This is a genomic window from Sphingomonas sp. HDW15A (genome assembly GCF_011301715.1).
Taxonomy (GTDB): Bacteria; Pseudomonadota; Alphaproteobacteria; order Sphingomonadales; family Sphingomonadaceae; genus Sphingomicrobium.
The window spans coordinates 2,014,397-2,032,160 of the sequence record NZ_CP049870.1 but is presented as its reverse complement, the minus strand read 5'-3'; the positions used below and the strand labels follow the sequence as shown (position 1 = coordinate 2,032,160).

Below are 17,764 nucleotides of genomic sequence, written 5' to 3'. Positions count from 1 at the left end.
CACTCAGGCAATGTCGTAGCCCGCGCTTTTCAGCAGAAGCCGCGTTTCGGCGAGCGGCAGGCCGACGACGTTGGAATAGCTTCCGGCGATGTGACGGACATACACTTCGCCATAGCCCTGCAGCGCATAGCCGCCGGCCTTGCCGCGCCACTCGCCATGGCTGGCGTAATAGTCGATTTCCTCCGCCGACAGCCGCTTCATCGCGATCGTCGTCTCGACCAGCCGGCTGCGGATCCCGCCGCCGGGAATCGCCAGCGCCACCCCGGTCATTACCCGGTGGCGGCGGCCGCTGAGCAGCGCCATGCACCTTCGCAGCGTCGCTTCGTCCTCGACCTTTGGCAGGATCCGGCGGCCGACGGCCACGACCGTGTCAGCTGCGAGCACCAGCGAATCCGGATGCCGCGATTCCACTGCCGACGCCTTTTCCTCGGCGAGGCGGATGGCGTGCACGCGCGGAAGCTCCCCCTTCGGCACGCTCTCGTCGATGTCGGCGGGATCGATCGAGTCCGGGACGACTCCAATTCGCTCCAGCAGGTCGAGGCGGCGCGGGCTCGCCGAGGCGAGGATTAGGCGCATCAGTCGGGTGTCGGTTCAGTCAACGGCGCGATCAGGCCGCGCTTGGGCCCGGGCCTTGGCCTGGACCACCACGGCCCGGCATGAAGCGGTAGGTGATGCGGCCCTTGGTTAGGTCATAGGGCGTCAGCTCGACCAGCACCTCGTCCCCAGTCAGGACGCGGATTCTGTTCTTGCGCATCTTTCCGGCCGTGTGGCCCAGGATTTCGTGGCCATTCTCCAGCTCGACGCGGAACATCGCATTGGGCAGCAATTCCACCACCCGTCCGCGCATCTCGAGAAGTTCTTCCTTGGCCATTCTTATCCTTGGTTGCTTTTGAAAAGGGTGCGGCTCTTTAGCCGCGACAAGCCCATATGAAAAGGCGGGGCCGAAACCCCCGCCTCCCCAATTCATTTACTGCCGCTTTCAGACCGCGCCGTGACCGGCGAGGGCCGCGAGCAACAGCAGTGCGACGATATTGGTGATCTTGATCATCGGGTTCACCGCCGGGCCCGCCGTATCCTTGTACGGGTCGCCCACGGTGTCGCCGGTGACCGCGGCCTTGTGAGCCTCCGATCCCTTGCCGCCGAAATTGCCGTCCTCAATATACTTCTTGGCATTGTCCCAAGCGCCGCCGCCCGACGTCATCGAGATGGCGACGAACAGGCCGGATACGATCACGCCGAGCAGCAATGCGCCGGTCGCGGCGAGACCGTTCTCACGGCCGGCGACAGCGCCGATCACGAAGAACACGACGATCGGTGCGAGAACCGGAAGCAGCGAGGGGATGATCATCTCGCGGATCGCGGCCTTGGTAACGAGGTCGACGGTCCGGGCATAGTTCGGACGGGACGAGCCATCCATGATGCCGGGGTTGTCGCGGAACTGGCCGCGCACTTCCTCGACCACCGCGCCGCCGGCGCGGCCGACGGCGGTCATGCCCATCGCGCCGAACAGGTACGGAAGTAACGCGCCCAGCAGCAGGCCGACGATGACGTACGGGTTGGACAGGCTGAACAGCGCATTGAGATCGCTTGTCACACCGATCTCCGCACCGAAGGCGCGAAGGTCTTCGGTATAGGCGCTGAACAGCACCAGCGCGGCAAGACCGGCCGAGCCAATGGCGTAGCCCTTGGTCACCGCCTTGGTGGTGTTGCCGACAGCGTCGAGCGCGTCGGTACGGTTGCGGACCTCATCCTCGAGTCCCGACATTTCGGCGATCCCGCCGGCGTTGTCGGTGACCGGACCATAAGCGTCCAGCGCAACGACCATGCCCGCGAGCGCGAGCATCGCCGAGGCCGCGAAGGCCACGCCGAGGAGGCCCGCCAGCTGGAAGCTGACGATGACGCCGGCAATGATGACAATGGTCGGAAGCGCGGTCGATTCCAGGCTGATCGCCAGGCCCTGGATGACGTTGGTGCCGTGTCCGGTCTGCGACGCCTTGGCGATCGACTTGACCGGGCGATAGTTGGTGCCGGTGTAATATTCGGTGATCCACACGATCAGCGCGGTCACCGCCAGTCCGACGAAGCTGGTCCAGACGAGATTGATCGCCGGGAAGCTGAGACCGCCCGAAGTGGTGATCATCTGGTTCAGGTCGCCCAGCGCGTAGGTTGCTGCACCCCAGATCGCCGGAACGGCGAGTGCGGTCGCGGTCCAGAAGCCCTTGTACAGGGCGCCCATGATCGACTCTTTCTTGCCCAGGCGAACCATGTAGGTGCCGATGATCGAGGTGATGATGCACACGCCGCCGATCAGCAGCGGCAGGCCCATCAGCGGCAGCAATTGCTCGCCGCCGATCAGCAGGGCCACCATGACCATCGTGATTCCGACGGTGACGACATAGGTTTCGAACAAGTCGGCGGCCATGCCCGCGCAGTCGCCGACATTGTCGCCGACATTGTCGGCGATGACGGCGGGGTTGCGGGGGTCGTCTTCCGGAATTCCGGCCTCGACCTTGCCGACCAGGTCGGCGCCGACGTCGGCCGCCTTGGTGAAGATCCCTCCGCCCAAACGGGCAAAGATCGACACCAGCGACGCGCCTAGCGCGAGGGCGGTGAGGGCCGTTACGACCGTGCGGTCGTTGGGCTGCAAGCCCATCGGACCGATCAGCACGTAGAACAGGATTGCGATTGCCAGAAGGGCGAGGCCTGCCACCAGAAGGCCGGTCACGGCGCCGGCGCGGAACGCCACCGTCAGGCCCTTCTGAAGGCTCGACCGCGCGGCCTCGGCGGTGCGCACATTGGCGCGGACCGATATGTTCATGCCGATGAAGCCGGCGGCGCCGGACAGCAGTGCGCCCGTGACGAACGCTGCGGCGCTTAGACCGCCGAGGAAGAAGAAGACCAGCGCGGCAACGACGATGCCGACCACGGAAATGGCGGTATACTGGCGGCGAAGGTAGGCCCCTGCGCCTTCCTGGATCGCGCCAGCGACCTCGATCATCCGTGCGTTACCGGGCGAAGAGCGAAGGACCTGCTGGCTGGTGAGGATGCCGTAAAGCACCGCCAAACCGCCACAGGCCATGGCAATGAAAAGCAAGTTCATGGCGTGATTCTTAAACCCCCTGGATCGAATAGGGCATGCACGGCCAGAGCGGCCGCCGCCCGAAGAAACCGAAGATTGTGTAGGTTGACGCTAAGCGCCTGTCTAGCGGGGGTTTCTAGAGAGGTTTAATGAAGCAGCAGCGCGGTCGCCATGCCTGAGCAAAGACCGGCGATGGCGATCATCCATTGGCGCGCACTAAGTGCGATGTTCATAGCCCTGTCGCTCCGGGACCCGCATCTCGGCTCCATCATGGTTAAGGGACAATCCCTCGCCTTCGACGAGCCGGCCGATCGCGGTCAGTCTCGTTTCGGCTGGTAAAGAAATCCCTAACATTTGCTTGGTGCCGCTTGCGAGCAGGGCGTAATCGTCGCCGCCCGTCGCCGCGAACAGCCGATCTTCCAAACCATCGCCCCGGGCCTCGCGAAAGGCCTGGCTCAACGGCAGCGCCGACAGGTCGATCGCGACGCGAAGCCCGCTCGCCGCCGCCATCCGGCCGGCATCGATCAGCAACCCGTCGCTGACGTCCATCATCGCATCGACCAGCGGCGCCAGTGCCTGGCCTTCCGCGATCAGCGGACGTGGCCGCCGGTAAGCCTCGACCAAAGCTCCGCTGGACCCTGGTTCTTTCCTTAGCTGCTCCAATCCAGCGGCGGCATCGCCGACCGTCCCGGCCAGCCACAAGGTGTCCCCGACCTTGCCGCCGGAACGCGCGGGCGTTTTCGGCCCGGCCCGGCCGAGGGCAGTCAATCCCAGCACGCGTGGGCTCCCGTGCGGAAGGGCGATGGTGTCCCCGCCGATCAGCGCCATTCCAAATTCCGCAAGCGCCTGCTCGAGACCGTCGAGGAAAGCCGCTTCCCATGCCCCGTCGCCGCGTATCGCCAGCGACAGCAGGGCCGCTTCGGGCCTGGCCCCTTTCCCGGCGAGGTCGCTGGCGTTGACCGCCGCCAGCTTCCACCCGACCGTCTCGGGCGGGTCGCCCGGCAAATAGTGCACGCCTTCCGCGATGCTGTCGTGCGTAATCACCAGCCCTTCGAACAAAGCGGCGTCATCGTCGAGGTTTCGGGCGGCAGGGTGCGACGCCATGCGGCGCACCCGGTCGATGATGTCGCGTTCGTTCAATCTATCCTCCCCCGGCGGGGAGGTGACGTTCATCGCCGAACGTCCTTGGCGATGCCGTCGAGCAGTCCGTTGACGAAGCCCTTTTCGCGCTTGTCGTAAAAGGCGTCGGCGACATCCAGATACTCGCTGATCACGCTTGCCACCGGAACGTCCGGGCGGGCGAGCAATTCATAGGTGCCGGCCCGTAGGATGGCGCGCATCGGCCGGTCGAGCCGGTCCAGGCTCCAGCCGTCCGAAAGCTTACCCGCGATGTGATCGTCGAGTTCGACCCTTCGCGCATCGACCCCGCTGACGACGTCATCAAAGAAGGCCTGCTCGGCCTCGGCATAGGTCGCGTCCTCGATCGTCGCGCCGAGCCGGTGCTCGTGAAATTCGTGGAGCAGCTTGGCGAGCGGCGTGCCTTCCATCTCCATCTGATAAAGCGCCTGGACGGCAGCAAGCCGGGCGGCGGAGCGGGAAAGAGATCGGGTCGACATGATCGCGGCCCTCTAGCGTCTCAGCGCGTGGCGAGGAAGGGCTTCAGCGCGGCCGCGACCTGCTCAGGCGCTTCCCACGGCGCAAAATGGCCGACGCCGGGAAGGGGAAAGACCTCGACATCCTCGGCTATCTCGCCAATTCCCTCCAGTTGCACTGGAAGCAACGCCGTGTCCTCCAACCCCCAGACGACGCGCACCGGAACCTTGATTTTGGGGAAGGCGCGAAGCGTCCAGTCCGGGATATCGACGGTGATTCCTGGCGGCGGTACGACGACTTTCGACGCGCGATACCAGTTGAGCATCGCGGTCATCGCGCCGGGCTGCGACCAGTCGTCGATGTAACGTTGCCGCTCCTCCGCCGAGATCTCGGTCATGTCGACGTGTCGAGCGAAGCTTTTGTCGAAAAAGGCGTCATAACCCATCCGGGCGATCATCTTCTCCATGCCGGGCTCACGGAACGCGCGCATATACTGGCTCGCCGCTCGCTGCGCCTCGTCCTCGATGAGGGTTTTCTGGAAAATGAGCGGGTGCGGCGAGTTGACAATTCCCAGCCGCTCGATGCGCGGGTTTCCGGATAACGCCGCTGCCCAGGCGATCGCCCCGCCCCAGTCGTGGCCGACCAAAGCGAAACGGTCGAGCTCAAGCGCGCCAGCAAGTGCGAAGATGTCGCCGACCAGGATGTCGGTTGCATAATCCTTGACGTCCTGCGGCTTGTCGCTCGCGCCGTAGCCGCGATTGTCCGGCATCACCATGCGCACCGAGTCTTCCATCAGCGGCACGAGGTCGCGCCATGTCCGGTGCGATTCGGGGAAGCCGTGAAGCAGGATCGCCGGCGGCGCGTCCTCCGGCCCGGCAATTACGACGTTCATCGCAATGCCCGTTGGGAGCTCGATCCGCCTCCGCTCGCTCATGGATAGCTCACCGTATTCGGCAATTCGGGAATCGGGATCCATTCCTTTTCGTCACCGGGAACGAGCGGGAATCGTCGTGCCTTCCAGTCTTCGCGGGCTTGGGCGATCCGGTCGCGGTCGGAGCTGACGAAGTTCCACCACACGTGACGCGGTGTCGAAAAAGCTCCGCCGCCGAGCAGCATCGCCCGGCCGAGCCCTCCGACAACCGCCTCGCTTCCAGGCTCGAGGATATAGAGCGTGAACAGCGACAATTGCTCGCCGTCGATGGTCACAGCGCCTTCCGTCGCCAGAACCGCGCGTTCGTCGGCCTCGGCCTCGATTTTCATGGTGCCCCCGCCGAGAATGAGGTCGGCATAGATGGTTGGCGAATGGCATGGCGTTGCCGCCTCAGCACCCCACAGCTTTCCCATCAGGACGCGGGCCCACACACCATCATCCTCGACCAGCGGCAGGCCGGCTTCGGCCACATGATCGAAGGCCGGGTCGATTTCTTCCTTGCCGTCGGGCAGTGCCAGCCACGTCTGCATGCCGTAAAGCCGGGGGCCTTCGGCGCGCTCCTCCGCCGGGCTTCGTTCGCTGTGAACGATGCCGCTGCCGGCCGTCATCAGGTTCACCGCCCCGGCCGGATCACCTGGTTGGAGCCCAGGCTGTCGCGATGCTGGATCGCGCCTTCGAACAGGTAGGTGACGGTGGCGAGGTTGATGTGCGGATGGGGCCGGACATCCATTCCCGCGCCGACATCCATCTTAGCCGGACCGAACTCGTCGACGAAGATGAAGGGGCCGACCATCGTCCGCCCGCGCGAGGGCAGCACGCGGCGCACCTTGAACGCGCCGAGGTCGTGGGTGACGGGTTCGATCGTCTGCATCGTCATTCTCCCGGTGCGCTGGCGCGGATGCTGAGCGCATGGACGCGCTCTTTCAGCAGGTCGCCAAGGGCATGATGGACCATCCGCTGCCGTTCGACCCGCGACTTTCCGGCGAAGGCGGCGCTCTCGATGGTCAGCGTGAAATGGCTTTCGCCGGCCGGGTTGTAACCGCCGTGCCCGCGATGTTTCTCGCTGTTGTCGACAAGGTCGATTCGTGACGGTGACAGGTGCGTTTGCAGGCGGCGGATCATCTCCGCAGCGACTGGGCCAGTGGAGGTTAAGTTCATATCGCCTATATAGACGCGATGGCGTCGAAGGCGAGCAAATGGCATGGACGGGTTGAAGGGGCGGCTTCGCGCTGTGCCGTGCCCGGTTGCAGCGAGGCGGGTGAGTTCCGGGCGCCCCTGACGCCCGGCGGCTTCGACGGGCCCGGCACCTATCGTTTCTTGTGCCTCGACCATGTCCGCCAGCACAACAGCGCCTATAATTTCTTCGCGGGCATGAGCACCGAGGAGATCGAGGCGGCGCAATCGCCGATCGCCGGTTGGGACCGTCGGGTTCGTGCCTTCGCTCATGCCCCGGGCGCCGATCCCGGCCCCGCCTGGAGCGAGTTCAAGGATCCGCTCGACGCCATCTCCGCGCGTTTCCGGCCGGGCCAGTCGCGCCAACGTGTGCAACGCTTCGACGCCCGCGAGCGTGAGGCAATGGGCGTTCTCGGCCTTGCCGACGATGCCGACCGCCAGGCCCTTCGCAAGCGCTATTCCGAATTGGTTCGCCGCTATCACCCTGATCGCAACGGGGGTGACCGCACACACGAGAAAGTCCTCGTGCGGGTGATCGACGCCTACCAGTTGCTGAAAGGCAGCCGCGCCTTCGCCTAGTCGCGGTCCGGCGCGCCGAGCGGGAAGTAAGCCCGATAGGGCCGCGCGCCCTCTACCGACTTGGACACAGCCGGATGGGCGAGTAGCCGGGCGCGATAGGCTTTCAGCCGCGGCCGCTGCTCGCCGATCTCGTCGATCCAGTCGGCGTAAAATAGAGCCGGTGCCGCGGCGCAGTCGGCCAAAGTGAAACTTTCGCCCGCAGCCCATTTGCTGTCGGGCAGATTTTCCTCGAGCCAATCGTAAGCGACGCGCAGCTTCTTCAGGCCGAGTTCGGCGCCATAAGCGTCGCCCTGGCCTTCCGGGCGCAACGCATGATTGACCGACGCCTGCATGTTGCCCTGGATATAATTGTCGAAGAACCGGTCCAGGAATCGCACCCGGCGGCCTTCATCGCCTCCAGGGATCCAGACGTTCGGCCCGGGATGCTTCGCCTGGAGGTGCTCGATGATGCAGGTCGTCTCGGCCACCACTTCGCCGTCATCGACCAGCACTGGAAATTTGGCCAGCGGCCAAAGCGCCTTAAGCTCGTCCATGACGCCGGGATGGGCCGGATCGACATTGCGATAGTCATAGGACGTTCCGTCCGCGTCGAGCGCGATCTGGACCTTCCAGCAATAGCTGCTGAACGGATGGGCAAACAGCTGCAAGCCCGTCGAACCACTCACCACTCGCCGGCCTCCATCTTCTCCCGGCGCTCGAGCTCGGCTTCGCTTGGCGGCTTGCTTTCGAACGATCCAGTCTGGACTGCGCCAGCCGGTTCATAGGTGGTGATGACGACCCCGGTGTCCGTCACGAAGCTGTCGACCAACTTGAGCGCGCCGGCTTTCTCCGATCCGTCGAGGATGCGCTTCCCTTGGCCGAGCAGCAGCGGGAACGTGATCAGCATCAGCCGGTCGAAAAGCCCCGCGTCGAGCAGCGGCCCGTACAGCGTACTGCTGCCCTGAATAAGCAGGTCGCGGCCGTCGGTTCGCTTGAGTCCTGCCACTGCCTCCGCCGTATCGCCCGTCAGCGGATGGCTATTCTCCCACTCCAGCGGCTTATCGCTGTGGGTCAGCACATATTTGTTGATTCGCTGGAAGCGCTCCCCGATCGGAATGTCCTGGTTGAAGGGCCAGTATCCCGCAAAGATGTCGTAGGTCCGTTTGCCCAGCAGCAGGTCGTAATCGGAATCGATAACCTGCTCGAACGGCCCCATGTTTTCGCTCCAAAAGGGCGTCGCCCAGCCGCCGTAGCGAAAGCCGTTGGTCGGGTCTTCTTCCGGCCCGCCCGGCGCCTGCATGACGCCGTCCAGCGAGACGAACGCGGCACCGGTCAGCTTACGCATCGACCGACTCCCCGCGCCGTGCGGCTTCGATCCTGGCGACGTCGATTTTTTGCATGGTCATCATCGCCTCGAACACGCGCTTGGCGACGGCCGGATCGGGGTCGGTGTTTCCTTCGAGCAGGACGCGCGGCGTGATTTGCCACGAATAACCCCATCGATCCTTGCACCAACCGCAATCGCTCTCGGCACCGCCATTGCCGACGATGGCGTTCCAGTAGCGATCGGTTTCAGCCTGGTCTTCGGTGATTACCATGAAGCTGACGGCTTCGTTCGGCTTGAAGTTGGGACCGCCGTTGAGCCCGATGAACCTGCGGCCGAGCAGCGTGAACTCAACGGTCAGCTCGGTGCCCTTGCTTCCGCCGGGAAAGTCGCCCGGCGCAGTCATGGCGTCGCCGACATGGCTGTCGGGGAATGTTGCGGCATAGAATTCCGCCGCCTTGCGAGCTTCGCCATGGTCGAACCACAGGCACGTCATGAGCTTGTCAGTCATCATCTTTTCTCCTCACTGCTTGCGCGGGCCGACGAGGCCAAAATGGGCGCCGGCGGGATCGAATGCGTCGATAGAGATCTCGCCACCGGGAATTTCGTGCGGGCCGCTGATGATTTGGCCGCCGCCCTCCGTGATCGCCGCGGCCGCCCGGTCGATGTCGTCCACACCCACGTAGAAGGTCCATGCTGCCCGGCTCATCTGCGGCGGCTTCGGCATGACCCCGCCGATGCTTACGCCGTCATGCTGCAGGAACTTGTAGTCGCCCATTTCGCCCATCGGCATGCTGCCCGCTTGGCTCCATCCGAAATGCTTGGCGTAGAAGGCAATCGCCCGGTCCGGGTCGTCGGCCGACAATTCATTCCAGCGGACATGCTGCGGCTCATCGACGGAGAAAACGTCGCTAACCGCGTCCGGCCGGCCCTCGGGGGCAGTGGATCCATCAAGTAGAATGGCGCGCCGTCGGCATCGGTGACCATCGCGAGCCTGCCGACGCCAGGCTGGTCCCACGGCGGCATCATCGCGGATCCGCCCTCGGCGACGATCGCCTCGACCGCGGCATCGACATCGTTCGTATAGAGGTAGCCTAGCCAGACCGGCCGGGCGCCGTTCGACATCATCTCGTCGGTCAACGTCAGCACGCCGCCGGCATTGCCGCCATCCGAGCGCCGGATCATCCGGTATTCGATTCCCGGTGCAACGGACTCCGTCGCGATGTCCCAACCCACGACGGCGTCGTAGAAACGCTTCGCCGCCGACGGATCAGGCGTGATCAGCTCGTACCAGATGAAATTGCCGCGGTGGTTCGGCATTTCGCTCACTCGCCCGCGGTGTCGACGATCGGCTTGAAGCCGCCCCAGAACATGCGCTTGCCGTCGAAGATATCGCCGTGGGAGGACTCGCTATCGGACGCCATCATCTTCGCCCAGGCGGCGTCGCGGGTCTCCTTGTCGGGCCATTCGACATAGGAATAGACGACGTTTTCGCCGTCTTCCGCCTTCACCGCGCGCCTGTAATCGGTGACCTTGCCGTCAGGCACGTCGTCGCCCCAGGCCTCGACCACGCGAAGCGCGCCCATGTCCTTGAACTTTCCGGCCATCTCCTGCGCCAGCGCGCGATAGGCGTCTTTCCTATCTGTCGGAACAGGCAGGATGTACCCGTCGGTGTAGCCGGTCTGGCCCTCGGCCTTCTCGTCGACGAAGCAGTCGAATCCGCCGATGATCATGCGCTTGCCGTCGAATGGCATGGTCTTGCCCATCTCCTCCATTCTGGGGTCGCTCATTATCTTCTTGTTCGCGGCATCACGCGTCGCCTTGTCGGGATATTCGAACCAGCTGAAAACGACGGTTTCGTCGTCCTTGGCCTGGACCGCGCCCGGGAAGTCGGTGACCTTCCCCTTGGGCACTTCGTCGCCCCAATTTTCGACCATGCGAGTCACGCCGAAGTCCTTGAACAAGGGGCGGCCTCGGCGGCGTGCTTCCTGTATTCGTCCTTGTTTGCGGTGGGGACTGCCAGGACGAAGCCTTCGATGTAGGTCATTGCGCGTCTCCTTGTGTTTCGGCCGTCGCGGCCTTCATGCGTTCGAGCCATTCGGCGAATTGCGGCGGCGGCGACCCCGTGAACCCGGCCAATTGGTCGGCGAGCGCCTTCTTGAAGGCAGGCCGCGCCGTTCCCCGTGCGACATAGGCGGCGAGGGCTGGGTAGCTTTCCAGCATGTCGGTGCCGTCGAGGATCCGAAGCACCGCGATCATCAGCAGGTCTCCAGCGCTGAATTCGCCATCGAGCCATTCATTCGGGCCGAGCCGGTCGGCGAGTTCGCCAAGGCGCTCGTCGATCCGCGCGCGCACGGCGGGAAGCCGGGGCTTCGACCAGGGCTTGTCCGCCTCGAACAAGGTGGCCCGGGCATGGTCCGTGATGGGCGGCTCGACGGTGTTGAGAGCGGCAAACATCCATTCGATCGCTCTGGCCCGCGCGTTGGGTTCGACCGGCAGAAGCTTGCCGTGACGCTCGGCGATGTGAAGCACGATTGCGCCGGATTCGAATAAAGTAAGGCCGTCCTCCTCATAGGTCGGGACCTGGCCGAACGGCTGGATGGCACGATGCGGCGGCGCCTTTTGGCTACCTTGGGAGAGGTAGCGGACTTTATAGTGCTGCCCGACTTCCTCGAGCGCCCAGCGCACGCGAAGGTCGCGAACCTGGCCCGCGCGAAATCCGGCACCCAGTCGTAGGCGGTGATGGTGGGAACGCCCATCGCTCAGGCCTCCGCAAGCGCGGCTGGGTTCGGCGGAGCCGCGGCGAGGTCCATCCAGTGCGGCTCCCAATGATGTCCGTCGGGATCCTCAAAGCTTCGGCCGTACATGAAGCCGAAGTCCTGCTTCGGCCCGGGATCGCCCTTGCCACCGGCAGCGACCGCCTTCTCGACCATCGCATCGACATCCGCCTTGCTGTCGCACGACAAGGCGAGCAGCACGCCGCTCATGGCGTGGGCATCGATGATCGGCTTTGCCGTAAAGGTTCGGTAGAAATCGTTCGTCAGCAGCATGACGTAAATCGAGTCCGACAGGACGATGGCGGCCGCCTGCTCGTTCGAGAATTGCTCGTTCTTCGTGCCGCCGATGGCTTCGTAGAAGGCGACTGCCCGGTTCAAGTCCGTGATCGGCAGGTTCACGAATATCTTTTTCGTCATGGGTTTCTCCCTCCGGAAGCGACTCGGCGCCCTTGTTTTTTGACGAGGCAAGTTATAAAAAGCAACTATGCAGTCAGAAAAAATAACTAGGGAGCGGCGAGTCGACGAAAAAAGGCGATATGACGATGCCTGCGGAACCGCGCATGGATTGGAATTGATCGGCGAGCGCTGGGCGCTTCTGGTGCTTCGCGAGCTGATGCTTGGGCCGCGACGCTTCTCGCAACTCCGGGCCGACCTGCCGGGGATCAGCGCCAACGTGTTGACGCAACGTCTGACCGAGCTTGAAAATCGCGGCCTGGTCGTCAGGCGCAGGCTGCCGCCGCCGGCCAACGTCCAGGTCTATGAAGCCACCGAATGGGGGCTTGAGGCCGAACCGATCGTACAGGCGCTTGGCAGATGGGCTGCGCGAAGCCCGAGCCACGATCCGACGCTGCCCATAAGCGGGGTCTCAATCCTGCTGTCGATGCGGACCATGTTCGACCGTTCGAAGGTCAAGGACATGAAGGCGAAGATCAACTTCCGCTTCGGCCCTGATTCCTATGTCGCGCATATCCATGAGGGGCAGATCGACATCGTCCGCGGCGAAGCGGCGGACGCCGCGCTCACCGTCGCGGCGCAGCCGCCCGCCAACCTCGCGGCCATAATGTACGGCGGCGCGCCCTACGAACTCATCCAGTGGTCCGGCGACAAGGCGCTGCTCGATCGGTTCGTCGACCTTTTCGAGTTGCCCCCAAGGCCGTGATTTCCAATGCTTGAGGGCGGCCGTGCTAGGGCCTAAGGCCTCCCAATGACCGAGATTCCCAACGTGACGCTCGATAGCCGCGAAGACACAATCCTCGCCTCGCCAGACCGAATGGTGAAGGCGCGCGACCTGTTCGGCCTCGACATCGATATGGAAGTGCCGGCCTTCAGCGAGGCCGACGAGCGCGTTCCCGACCTCGACCCGGCTTACGTTTTCGATCCCGACACGACGCTGGCGATTCTTGCCGGTTTCGCCCGCAACCGCCGCGTGATGGTTCAGGGCTATCATGGCACGGGCAAGTCGACTCACATCGAGCAGGTGGCGGCGCGCCTCAACTGGCCGCTGGTCCGGATCAACCTCGATGCGCACATCAGCCGGATCGATCTCGTCGGACGTGATGCCATCGTGCTGCGCGACGGCCAGCAGGTGACGGAGTTCCGCGAAGGCCTTCTGCCTTGGGCGCTCCAGCATCCAGTGGCGCTCGTCTTCGACGAATATGACGCCGGCCGGCCCGACGTGATGTTCGTGATCCAGCGCGTGCTGGAGACGGAGGGCAAGCTCACCCTGCTCGATCAGAACCGGGTGATTCGCCCGAACCCATGGTTCCGGCTGTTCGCGACGACCAACACCATCGGCCTTGGCGACACGACCGGACTCTATCATGGCACCCAGGCGATCAATCAGGGCAGATGGACCGCTGGAACATCGTCTCAACGTTGAATTACCTCCCGGCCGAGACCGAGGCGCGGATCGTGCTCGCCAAGTCGGGCGAATATGACAGCCCGGACGGCAAGGCGACGGTCGAAAAAATGGTCAAGGTTGCCGACCTATCGCGCCAGGGTTTCATCAACGGCGATATCTCGACCGTCATGAGCCCGCGCACCGTCATCAGCTGGGCCCAGAACGCGCTGATCTTCGGCGATGTCGGCTATGCGTTTCGAGTCTCGTTCCTCAACAAGTGCGACGAAAGCGAACGGCCCCTGATCGCGGAATATTACCAGCGGGTGTTCGCTTCGGACCTGCCGGAGAGCATCGCGCACAGCGCCTGAACCGATGGTCGATTCGTCCCTCGACCGATTCCGCACTGCGCTTGCCAGCGCAACGCGCGCCATTGCCCGCGATGCCGAGGCCGATGTGGTTTTCGCGTCGGACGGGGGAAATGCGACGGGCAAGATCGCGCGGGTCGTTTCGCCTGGGCCTTCGCTCGAACCGCGGCTGGTCGCCGAAGCGCGCGGAGCCGCCGATTCCGCGGCGCTCCTGCTTCGGCATCATGACGGGCGGCTTCATGCCTCCCGCGCTCCGCTTGATGCGGATGCCAGGGCGGTATTCGACGCTCTGGAAACGGCCAGGGTGGAAGCGCTCGGCGCGCGGTCCATGGCCGGGGTCAGCGCCAATCTCGGCTCTCACGTCGAAGCGCGCGTCAGGCTGGATGCGATCGGCCGTGCGCGCAGCGCCGAGGAAGTCCCGCTGGCCACCGCCATCGGGCTTCTCGCCAGGCAGCGGCTAACCGGAGCAGCTCCGCCGGAATCGGCGCGCCCGGGACTGGCGCTGGTTGAACGGTGGATCGAGGAGAAGGCCGGCGCCGAGCTCGACGCCTTGGCCCTTACGATTGACGATCAGGGCGCGTTCGCGGAATTGTCGCGGCGCCTTCTCGAGGATCTCGATCTTGAGGCGGATGCGGAGCAGCAGCCGCAGGAGCCGGAAGAGGCGGGCGGCGATGACGATGCCGGCGAGAGCGAATCCGCCGAAGAAGGCGACGACCAGGACCAGGCGTCGGGGCGGAGCAGGGCGAGATGGAGGCACGTTCCGACCAGACCGAGGAGGGCGACGGCGATGCCGAGTCCACCGACCAGCAGATGGAGGAGGGCGACCCCTCGAGCGCCGACGAGGGCGGCGAGCAAACTGCAGCGCGCTCGGCCCGGCGCAACCGGCAGGACGAGCCGCCGACCGATTACCGCCCCTACACGAGCCGCTTCGACGAGGTCGTCGACGCGCATGACCTATGCGACGACGAGGAACTCGGCCGCCTGCGCGCCTACCTCGATCAGCAGATCGGCCGTCAGTCCGCATTGGTGACGCGCCTCGCCAATCGTCTCCAGCGCCGGTTGATGGCGCAGCAGGCGCGAAGCTGGGATTTCGATCAGGAAGAAGGCTTGCTCGACGCAGCCCGGCTTGCGCGCGTCGTCGTCTCGCCCGCTCACTCGCTAAGCTACAAGGTGGAGCGGGAGACGGAGTTCAAGGACACGATCGTCAGCCTGCTGATCGACAATTCGGGGTCGATGCGCGGGCGGCCGATTGCCATCGCCGCCATCTGCGCGGACGTCCTCGCACGTACTTTGGAACGCTGCGGCGTTGCGACGGAAATTCTCGGCTTTACGACCCGCGCGTGGAAAGGCGGCCAGTGCCGCGAGGCGTGGCTTGCGGAAGGGCGGCCGCCCAATCCTGGCCGGCTCAATGATCTTCGCCATATCGTCTACAAGCGCGCCGACGAGCCCTATCGCCATGCGCGCCGCGGCCTCGGCCTGATGATGCGCGAAGGCCTGCTCAAGGAAAATATCGACGGCGAAGCCCTGCTCTGGGCGCATCGCCGGCTGCTTGCTCGCCCGGAAGAGCGCCGCGTCCTGATGGTCATTTCGGATGGCGCACCGGTCGACGATTCGACCGCTTCGGCCAATGGCGGAACCTATCTCGAACGGCATCTTCGCCAAGTCATCGGCTGGATCGAATCGCGCTCGACGGTCGAGCTTTCGGCCATCGGTATCGGCCACGACGTGACGCGCTATTACCAGCGCGCAGTCACGATCATGGATGCCGAGCAATTGGGCGGAGCGCTGATCGAGCAGCTGGCGGCCCTGTTCGACCGCGAGTGACGCAGAATATGTCGGTGGGGAAAAGTTTGGGGCCGGAGCAATTACGCACTCCGGCCCCCCCTCGTTACGCGACGCGAGGGATACTAATGGCCGTGGCCGGCCATGACGGGGAAAAGGGGGAAACCCCGTCAGAGACATGGCTTATGCCCGATCCGCGATGCGCCGGGCCTGAACGGCGCATGCAGCTTTCATTCAGGAAATCGCGTCTTTTCAGTTACTTGTGCTTGGCCGCATTAATCCTCGCGACGGCCCATTGGCTTCGCACCAATCGCCCGCCGCTGGACCTGAGGCCCGGGACCGCAGCCGTCCGCTGGGAAGCCGCCGACGTCGGGCCGATGAGGCATCCCAAGGCGCGACTGGCCGGCGCGTGGGAACTGAAGTCTGACGACCCGCATGCCGGTGGATTCTCGGGGCTCGCACTGGATCGCGGCCGCTTGCTGGTGCTGACCGACGAGGGAATGCTCATCTGGCTGCCTACACCCGGGCACGATGGGAATGCGACCCTGCGCCCGTTACCCGCGGTGTCGGGCAACCCGCGCACCAAGATCGGCCGCGATTCGGAGGCCCTGATGCGCGATCCGGGCGGGCGCGGCTGGTGGGTGGCGTTCGAACAACGCCATCAACTGATCCACTACGATGACAGCTTCGAAAAGGCCCTCGAGCGGGTCGACGTGGCCCGGCCCGAGTTTCGCAGGAACAGGGGTGTCGAGGCGCTGAGCTCGGACGGCGGGATCCGCTGGTACGCCGAATCGAGCGGCGTTTCCGATGCGGCCTCACTTGCCGCAGGAGGGACATTGTTTCTTCGCAGGAGGGCCGGCCCGGCAGGATTCTCGGCTCGGGTTACCGGACCCGGCGATCTGGACATCGCGCTTCCCGTCGGCCCGCTCGACAATGCCGAGGGTCTCGCCGTCGAATCGCTGCCGGGGGCGGGACCCGGCTGTGGATCGTCACCGACAATGATTTCCGCCCGTGGCGGAGGACTTTGATGATAGCCGTCGACCTCGCGGCCGACGCGGAGCGTTAGGCTTTCGCGGAAGCCTGCTTGGCGAGCTCGCGCTTGAGCTTGCGGGCCTTCGGGCTCAGCTTGTCCTCACCGGTCTTGGCGAGCCAGTTGTCGAGGCCGCCCACATGCTCGACCGAGCGAAGGCCGTGGGTCGAGACCCGCAGCTTCACGCTGCGCTCGAGCGAATCCGACATCAGGGTCACGTTCTGCAGGTTGGGCAGGAACGTGCGCTTGGTCTTGTTGTTGGCGTGGGAAACATTGTTGCCCACCTGCCGGCCCTTGCCGGTCAGCTCGCATACCCGCGACATGGTTTCTTATCCTGATAATGAGCGAGCACCCGAAGGCGCCCGGAAAGCGCCGCCCGATAGCCATGATGCCGCATAAGGTCAACCGTCTGCAGGACCTTAAAGTCTCAGGCAACGCAAGCGGGCGATAGGCGTTGGAAGGGCAACGTGCAATGAAGGAGCCTGATGGTGCGCACTGTATTTCTCATCCTCATCGTCATCGTCCTGGTGCTGATCGCGGCCGTGGCGACGGGCTTCCTCGACATTAGCCAGACCCGCGAGGCCCAGGCCCCGCAGATTTCCGCCAATGAGCAGGGCGTCACGGCCTCCGGCGGCCAGGCTCCGGCGTTCGACGTGCAGACCGGCACCGTGTCCGTTGGAACCCAGCCGGCCAATGTCACTGTTCCGGTCCCGAGCGTTTCGGTCAACGAACCCGCGCCCCCTACCGCAAAGGCGCCGCCCCCGCTGCGGGCAACGTCCAGCAATAGTGACACGCCTGCGGGCGCGCGCTAGCGAAGGCTCGTGCCCGCATTCCCATTGCCGCAGCCGATGCGCCGCGCCCTCGATCTCGCCGGCGAAGCGGCGCAGGCTGGCGAAGTTCCGGTTGGCGCCGTCGTTACCCGCGGCGACACCATTGTCGCCGAAGCCGCCAATGCCATGCGCGGAAGCAACGATCCCACGGCGCATGCCGAAATCGTCGCAATCCGTCGCGCCGGGGAAGCTCTCGGCACATCCCGCCTCGATGACTGCATCCTGTGGGTCACCCTGGAGCCCTGCGCGATGTGCGCCGCTGCGGCGAGCCTTGCCCGGCTCACGCGGATCGTCATGGCTGCCGAGGATTCCAAGGGTGGCGGGGTGATCCATGGCGCCAGGATATTCGCCCAGCCAACCTGCCACCACCGCCCGGAAGTGCTGTCGGGGATCGGCGCAGAAGAGGCGGCCGCACAGCTTCGCGAATTCTTTGCCGCGCGACGCTAATTCCTGCTGGCGCTTGTCGCGACGCCCGGCCTTTG

At 64.7% G+C, this 17,764-nt stretch carries 21 protein-coding genes and 3 pseudogenes; 7 read left to right on the top strand and 17 right to left on the bottom strand.

Annotated features, from left to right (window positions below):
• Positions 1-3: 3 nt before the first annotated feature.
• The 8 genes and pseudogenes from G7076_RS10645 to G7076_RS10610 all read right to left on the bottom strand — a co-directional run bounded on the left by G7076_RS10645 (position 4) and on the right by G7076_RS10610 (position 6,761).
• Entirely contained in the window at positions 4-576 is a 573-nt protein-coding gene (locus G7076_RS10645; RefSeq protein ID WP_166202680.1) for a nucleoside triphosphate pyrophosphatase, read from the bottom strand.
• A 31-nt stretch (positions 577-607) separates the two neighbouring features.
• Entirely contained in the window at positions 608-871 is a 264-nt protein-coding gene (gene infA / locus G7076_RS10640) for a translation initiation factor IF-1 (RefSeq protein WP_166202678.1), read from the bottom strand.
• A gap of 108 nt (positions 872-979) precedes the next feature.
• Positions 980-3,100 carry a sodium-translocating pyrophosphatase gene (locus G7076_RS10635; RefSeq protein ID WP_166202676.1) on the bottom strand — a complete coding sequence of 707 codons (2,121 nt, stop codon included), beginning with the start codon at positions 3,098-3,100 and terminating at the stop codon, positions 980-982.
• 195 nt (positions 3,101-3,295) lie between these two features.
• Positions 3,296-4,252 carry a thiamine-phosphate kinase gene (gene thiL, locus G7076_RS10630; protein WP_166202674.1) on the bottom strand — a complete coding sequence of 319 codons (957 nt, stop codon included), beginning with the start codon at positions 4,250-4,252 and terminating at the stop codon, positions 3,296-3,298.
• Positions 4,249-4,695, bottom strand: a complete 447-nt coding sequence (nusB, locus tag G7076_RS10625) for a transcription antitermination factor NusB (RefSeq protein WP_166202672.1) — start codon at positions 4,693-4,695, stop codon at positions 4,249-4,251. Before nusB ends, thiL begins: the two co-directional genes overlap by 4 nt.
• Positions 4,696-4,715: 20 nt before the next feature.
• Positions 4,716-5,606 carry an alpha/beta hydrolase gene (locus G7076_RS10620; RefSeq protein ID WP_166202670.1) on the bottom strand — a complete coding sequence of 297 codons (891 nt, stop codon included), beginning with the start codon at positions 5,604-5,606 and terminating at the stop codon, positions 4,716-4,718.
• A pseudogene (locus G7076_RS10615) lies at positions 5,603-6,480 on the bottom strand (pirin family protein). Before G7076_RS10615 ends, G7076_RS10620 begins: the two are co-directional and overlap by 4 nt.
• Positions 6,477-6,761: a BolA family protein gene (locus tag G7076_RS10610; RefSeq protein WP_166202668.1), complete on the bottom strand. Its 285-nt coding sequence runs from the start codon at positions 6,759-6,761 to the stop codon at positions 6,477-6,479. The pseudogene G7076_RS10615 and the gene G7076_RS10610 overlap by 4 nt, the downstream one beginning before the upstream one ends.
• Before the next feature lie 18 nt (positions 6,762-6,779).
• On the opposite strand from G7076_RS10610, the gene G7076_RS10605 reads away from it, so the two are divergent.
• On the top strand, positions 6,780-7,355 hold the full coding sequence (locus G7076_RS10605; RefSeq protein ID WP_166202666.1) for a J domain-containing protein: 576 nt from the start codon (positions 6,780-6,782) through the stop codon (positions 7,353-7,355).
• On the opposite strand, the gene G7076_RS10600 is transcribed toward G7076_RS10605, so the two are convergent.
• The 8 genes from G7076_RS10600 to G7076_RS10570 all read right to left on the bottom strand — a co-directional run bounded on the left by G7076_RS10600 (position 7,352) and on the right by G7076_RS10570 (position 11,852).
• Positions 7,352-8,020: a glutathione S-transferase family protein gene (locus G7076_RS10600; protein WP_206367534.1), complete on the bottom strand. Its 669-nt coding sequence runs from the start codon at positions 8,018-8,020 to the stop codon at positions 7,352-7,354. The genes G7076_RS10605 and G7076_RS10600 overlap by 4 nt on opposite strands.
• Positions 8,017-8,679 (bottom strand): dihydrofolate reductase family protein, encoded by a 663-nt coding sequence (locus G7076_RS10595; RefSeq protein WP_166202664.1) that lies wholly within the window; start codon positions 8,677-8,679, stop codon positions 8,017-8,019. The genes G7076_RS10600 and G7076_RS10595 overlap by 4 nt, the downstream gene beginning before the upstream one ends.
• Complete coding sequence (locus G7076_RS10590) at positions 8,672-9,169, bottom strand: VOC family protein (protein WP_166203589.1); 498 nt, start codon at positions 9,167-9,169, stop codon at positions 8,672-8,674. The genes G7076_RS10595 and G7076_RS10590 overlap by 8 nt, the downstream gene beginning before the upstream one ends.
• A gap of 12 nt (positions 9,170-9,181) precedes the next feature.
• A complete protein-coding gene (locus G7076_RS12535) occupies positions 9,182-9,496 on the bottom strand; it encodes a VOC family protein (RefSeq protein WP_240913922.1) in 315 nt (104 codons plus the stop codon).
• Positions 9,400-9,978, bottom strand: coding sequence for a VOC family protein (locus G7076_RS10585; RefSeq protein ID WP_240913782.1), 579 nt, complete (start codon positions 9,976-9,978; stop codon positions 9,400-9,402). Before G7076_RS10585 ends, G7076_RS12535 begins: the two co-directional genes overlap by 97 nt.
• 5 nt (positions 9,979-9,983) lie before the next feature.
• A complete protein-coding gene (locus G7076_RS12810) occupies positions 9,984-10,652 on the bottom strand; it encodes a DUF1428 domain-containing protein (protein ID WP_346774108.1) in 669 nt (222 codons plus the stop codon).
• A gap of 49 nt (positions 10,653-10,701) precedes the next feature.
• Entirely contained in the window at positions 10,702-11,346 is a 645-nt protein-coding gene (locus G7076_RS10575; RefSeq protein WP_240913781.1) for a glutathione S-transferase family protein, read from the bottom strand.
• A gap of 74 nt (positions 11,347-11,420) precedes the next feature.
• Positions 11,421-11,852 carry a VOC family protein gene (locus G7076_RS10570; RefSeq protein ID WP_166202662.1) on the bottom strand — a complete coding sequence of 144 codons (432 nt, stop codon included), beginning with the start codon at positions 11,850-11,852 and terminating at the stop codon, positions 11,421-11,423.
• Positions 11,853-11,919: 67 nt separating this feature from the next.
• On the opposite strand from G7076_RS10570, the gene G7076_RS10565 reads away from it, so the two are divergent.
• The 4 genes and pseudogenes from G7076_RS10565 to G7076_RS10550 all read left to right on the top strand — a co-directional run bounded on the left by G7076_RS10565 (position 11,920) and on the right by G7076_RS10550 (position 16,450).
• Entirely contained in the window at positions 11,920-12,594 is a 675-nt protein-coding gene (locus G7076_RS10565; RefSeq protein ID WP_166202660.1) for a helix-turn-helix domain-containing protein, read from the top strand.
• A 45-nt stretch (positions 12,595-12,639) separates the two neighbouring features.
• Positions 12,640-13,643: pseudogene (gene cobS / locus G7076_RS10560) on the top strand (cobaltochelatase subunit CobS).
• Positions 13,644-13,647: 4 nt separating this feature from the next.
• A pseudogene (gene cobT, locus G7076_RS10555) lies at positions 13,648-15,464 on the top strand (cobaltochelatase subunit CobT).
• Positions 15,465-15,688: 224 nt separating this feature from the next.
• Positions 15,689-16,450 (top strand): esterase-like activity of phytase family protein, encoded by a 762-nt coding sequence (locus tag G7076_RS10550; RefSeq protein WP_166202658.1) that lies wholly within the window; start codon positions 15,689-15,691, stop codon positions 16,448-16,450.
• Between the two features lie 34 nt (positions 16,451-16,484).
• Here G7076_RS10550 and rpmB read toward each other — a convergent pair whose 3' ends face one another.
• The gene (rpmB, locus tag G7076_RS10545) at positions 16,485-16,775 is read right to left on the bottom strand and encodes a 50S ribosomal protein L28 (RefSeq protein ID WP_166202656.1); all 291 of its coding nucleotides are present in this window, start codon (positions 16,773-16,775) and stop codon (positions 16,485-16,487) included.
• A 162-nt stretch (positions 16,776-16,937) separates the two neighbouring features.
• Between rpmB and G7076_RS10540 the strand changes: the two genes are divergently transcribed.
• Both G7076_RS10540 and G7076_RS10535 read left to right on the top strand, forming a co-directional pair.
• Positions 16,938-17,264 carry a hypothetical protein gene (locus G7076_RS10540; protein ID WP_206367533.1) on the top strand — a complete coding sequence of 109 codons (327 nt, stop codon included), beginning with the start codon at positions 16,938-16,940 and terminating at the stop codon, positions 17,262-17,264.
• A 36-nt stretch (positions 17,265-17,300) separates the two neighbouring features.
• Positions 17,301-17,729 carry a nucleoside deaminase gene (locus tag G7076_RS10535; protein ID WP_166202654.1) on the top strand — a complete coding sequence of 143 codons (429 nt, stop codon included), beginning with the start codon at positions 17,301-17,303 and terminating at the stop codon, positions 17,727-17,729.
• Positions 17,730-17,764 lie beyond the last annotated feature (35 nt).

Coding starts and splice junctions, on each gene's coding strand:
- G7076_RS10535 (WP_166202654.1), top strand. CDS start 17,301: ATGCGCCGCGCCCTCGATCTCGCCGGCGAAGCGGCGCAGGCTGGCGAA.
- G7076_RS10565 (WP_166202660.1), top strand. CDS start 11,920: ATGCAGTCAGAAAAAATAACTAGGGAGCGGCGAGTCGACGAAAAAAGG.
- G7076_RS10610 (WP_166202668.1), bottom strand. CDS start 6,761: ATGAACTTAACCTCCACTGGCCCAGTCGCTGCGGAGATGATCCGCCGC.
- nusB (WP_166202672.1), bottom strand. CDS start 4,695: ATGTCGACCCGATCTCTTTCCCGCTCCGCCGCCCGGCTTGCTGCCGTC.
- infA (WP_166202678.1), bottom strand. CDS start 871: ATGGCCAAGGAAGAACTTCTCGAGATGCGCGGACGGGTGGTGGAATTG.
- G7076_RS10605 (WP_166202666.1), top strand. CDS start 6,780: ATGGCGTCGAAGGCGAGCAAATGGCATGGACGGGTTGAAGGGGCGGCT.
- G7076_RS10620 (WP_166202670.1), bottom strand. CDS start 5,606: ATGAGCGAGCGGAGGCGGATCGAGCTCCCAACGGGCATTGCGATGAAC.
- G7076_RS10570 (WP_166202662.1), bottom strand. CDS start 11,852: ATGACGAAAAAGATATTCGTGAACCTGCCGATCACGGACTTGAACCGG.
- G7076_RS10540 (WP_206367533.1), top strand. CDS start 16,938: ATGGTGCGCACTGTATTTCTCATCCTCATCGTCATCGTCCTGGTGCTG.
- G7076_RS10635 (WP_166202676.1), bottom strand. CDS start 3,100: ATGAACTTGCTTTTCATTGCCATGGCCTGTGGCGGTTTGGCGGTGCTT.
- rpmB (WP_166202656.1), bottom strand. CDS start 16,775: ATGTCGCGGGTATGCGAGCTGACCGGCAAGGGCCGGCAGGTGGGCAAC.
- G7076_RS10595 (WP_166202664.1), bottom strand. CDS start 8,679: ATGCGTAAGCTGACCGGTGCCGCGTTCGTCTCGCTGGACGGCGTCATG.
- thiL (WP_166202674.1), bottom strand. CDS start 4,252: ATGAACGTCACCTCCCCGCCGGGGGAGGATAGATTGAACGAACGCGAC.
- G7076_RS10585 (WP_240913782.1), bottom strand. CDS start 9,978: ATGCCGAACCACCGCGGCAATTTCATCTGGTACGAGCTGATCACGCCT.
- G7076_RS10590 (WP_166203589.1), bottom strand. CDS start 9,169: ATGACTGACAAGCTCATGACGTGCCTGTGGTTCGACCATGGCGAAGCT.
- G7076_RS10645 (WP_166202680.1), bottom strand. CDS start 576: ATGCGCCTAATCCTCGCCTCGGCGAGCCCGCGCCGCCTCGACCTGCTG.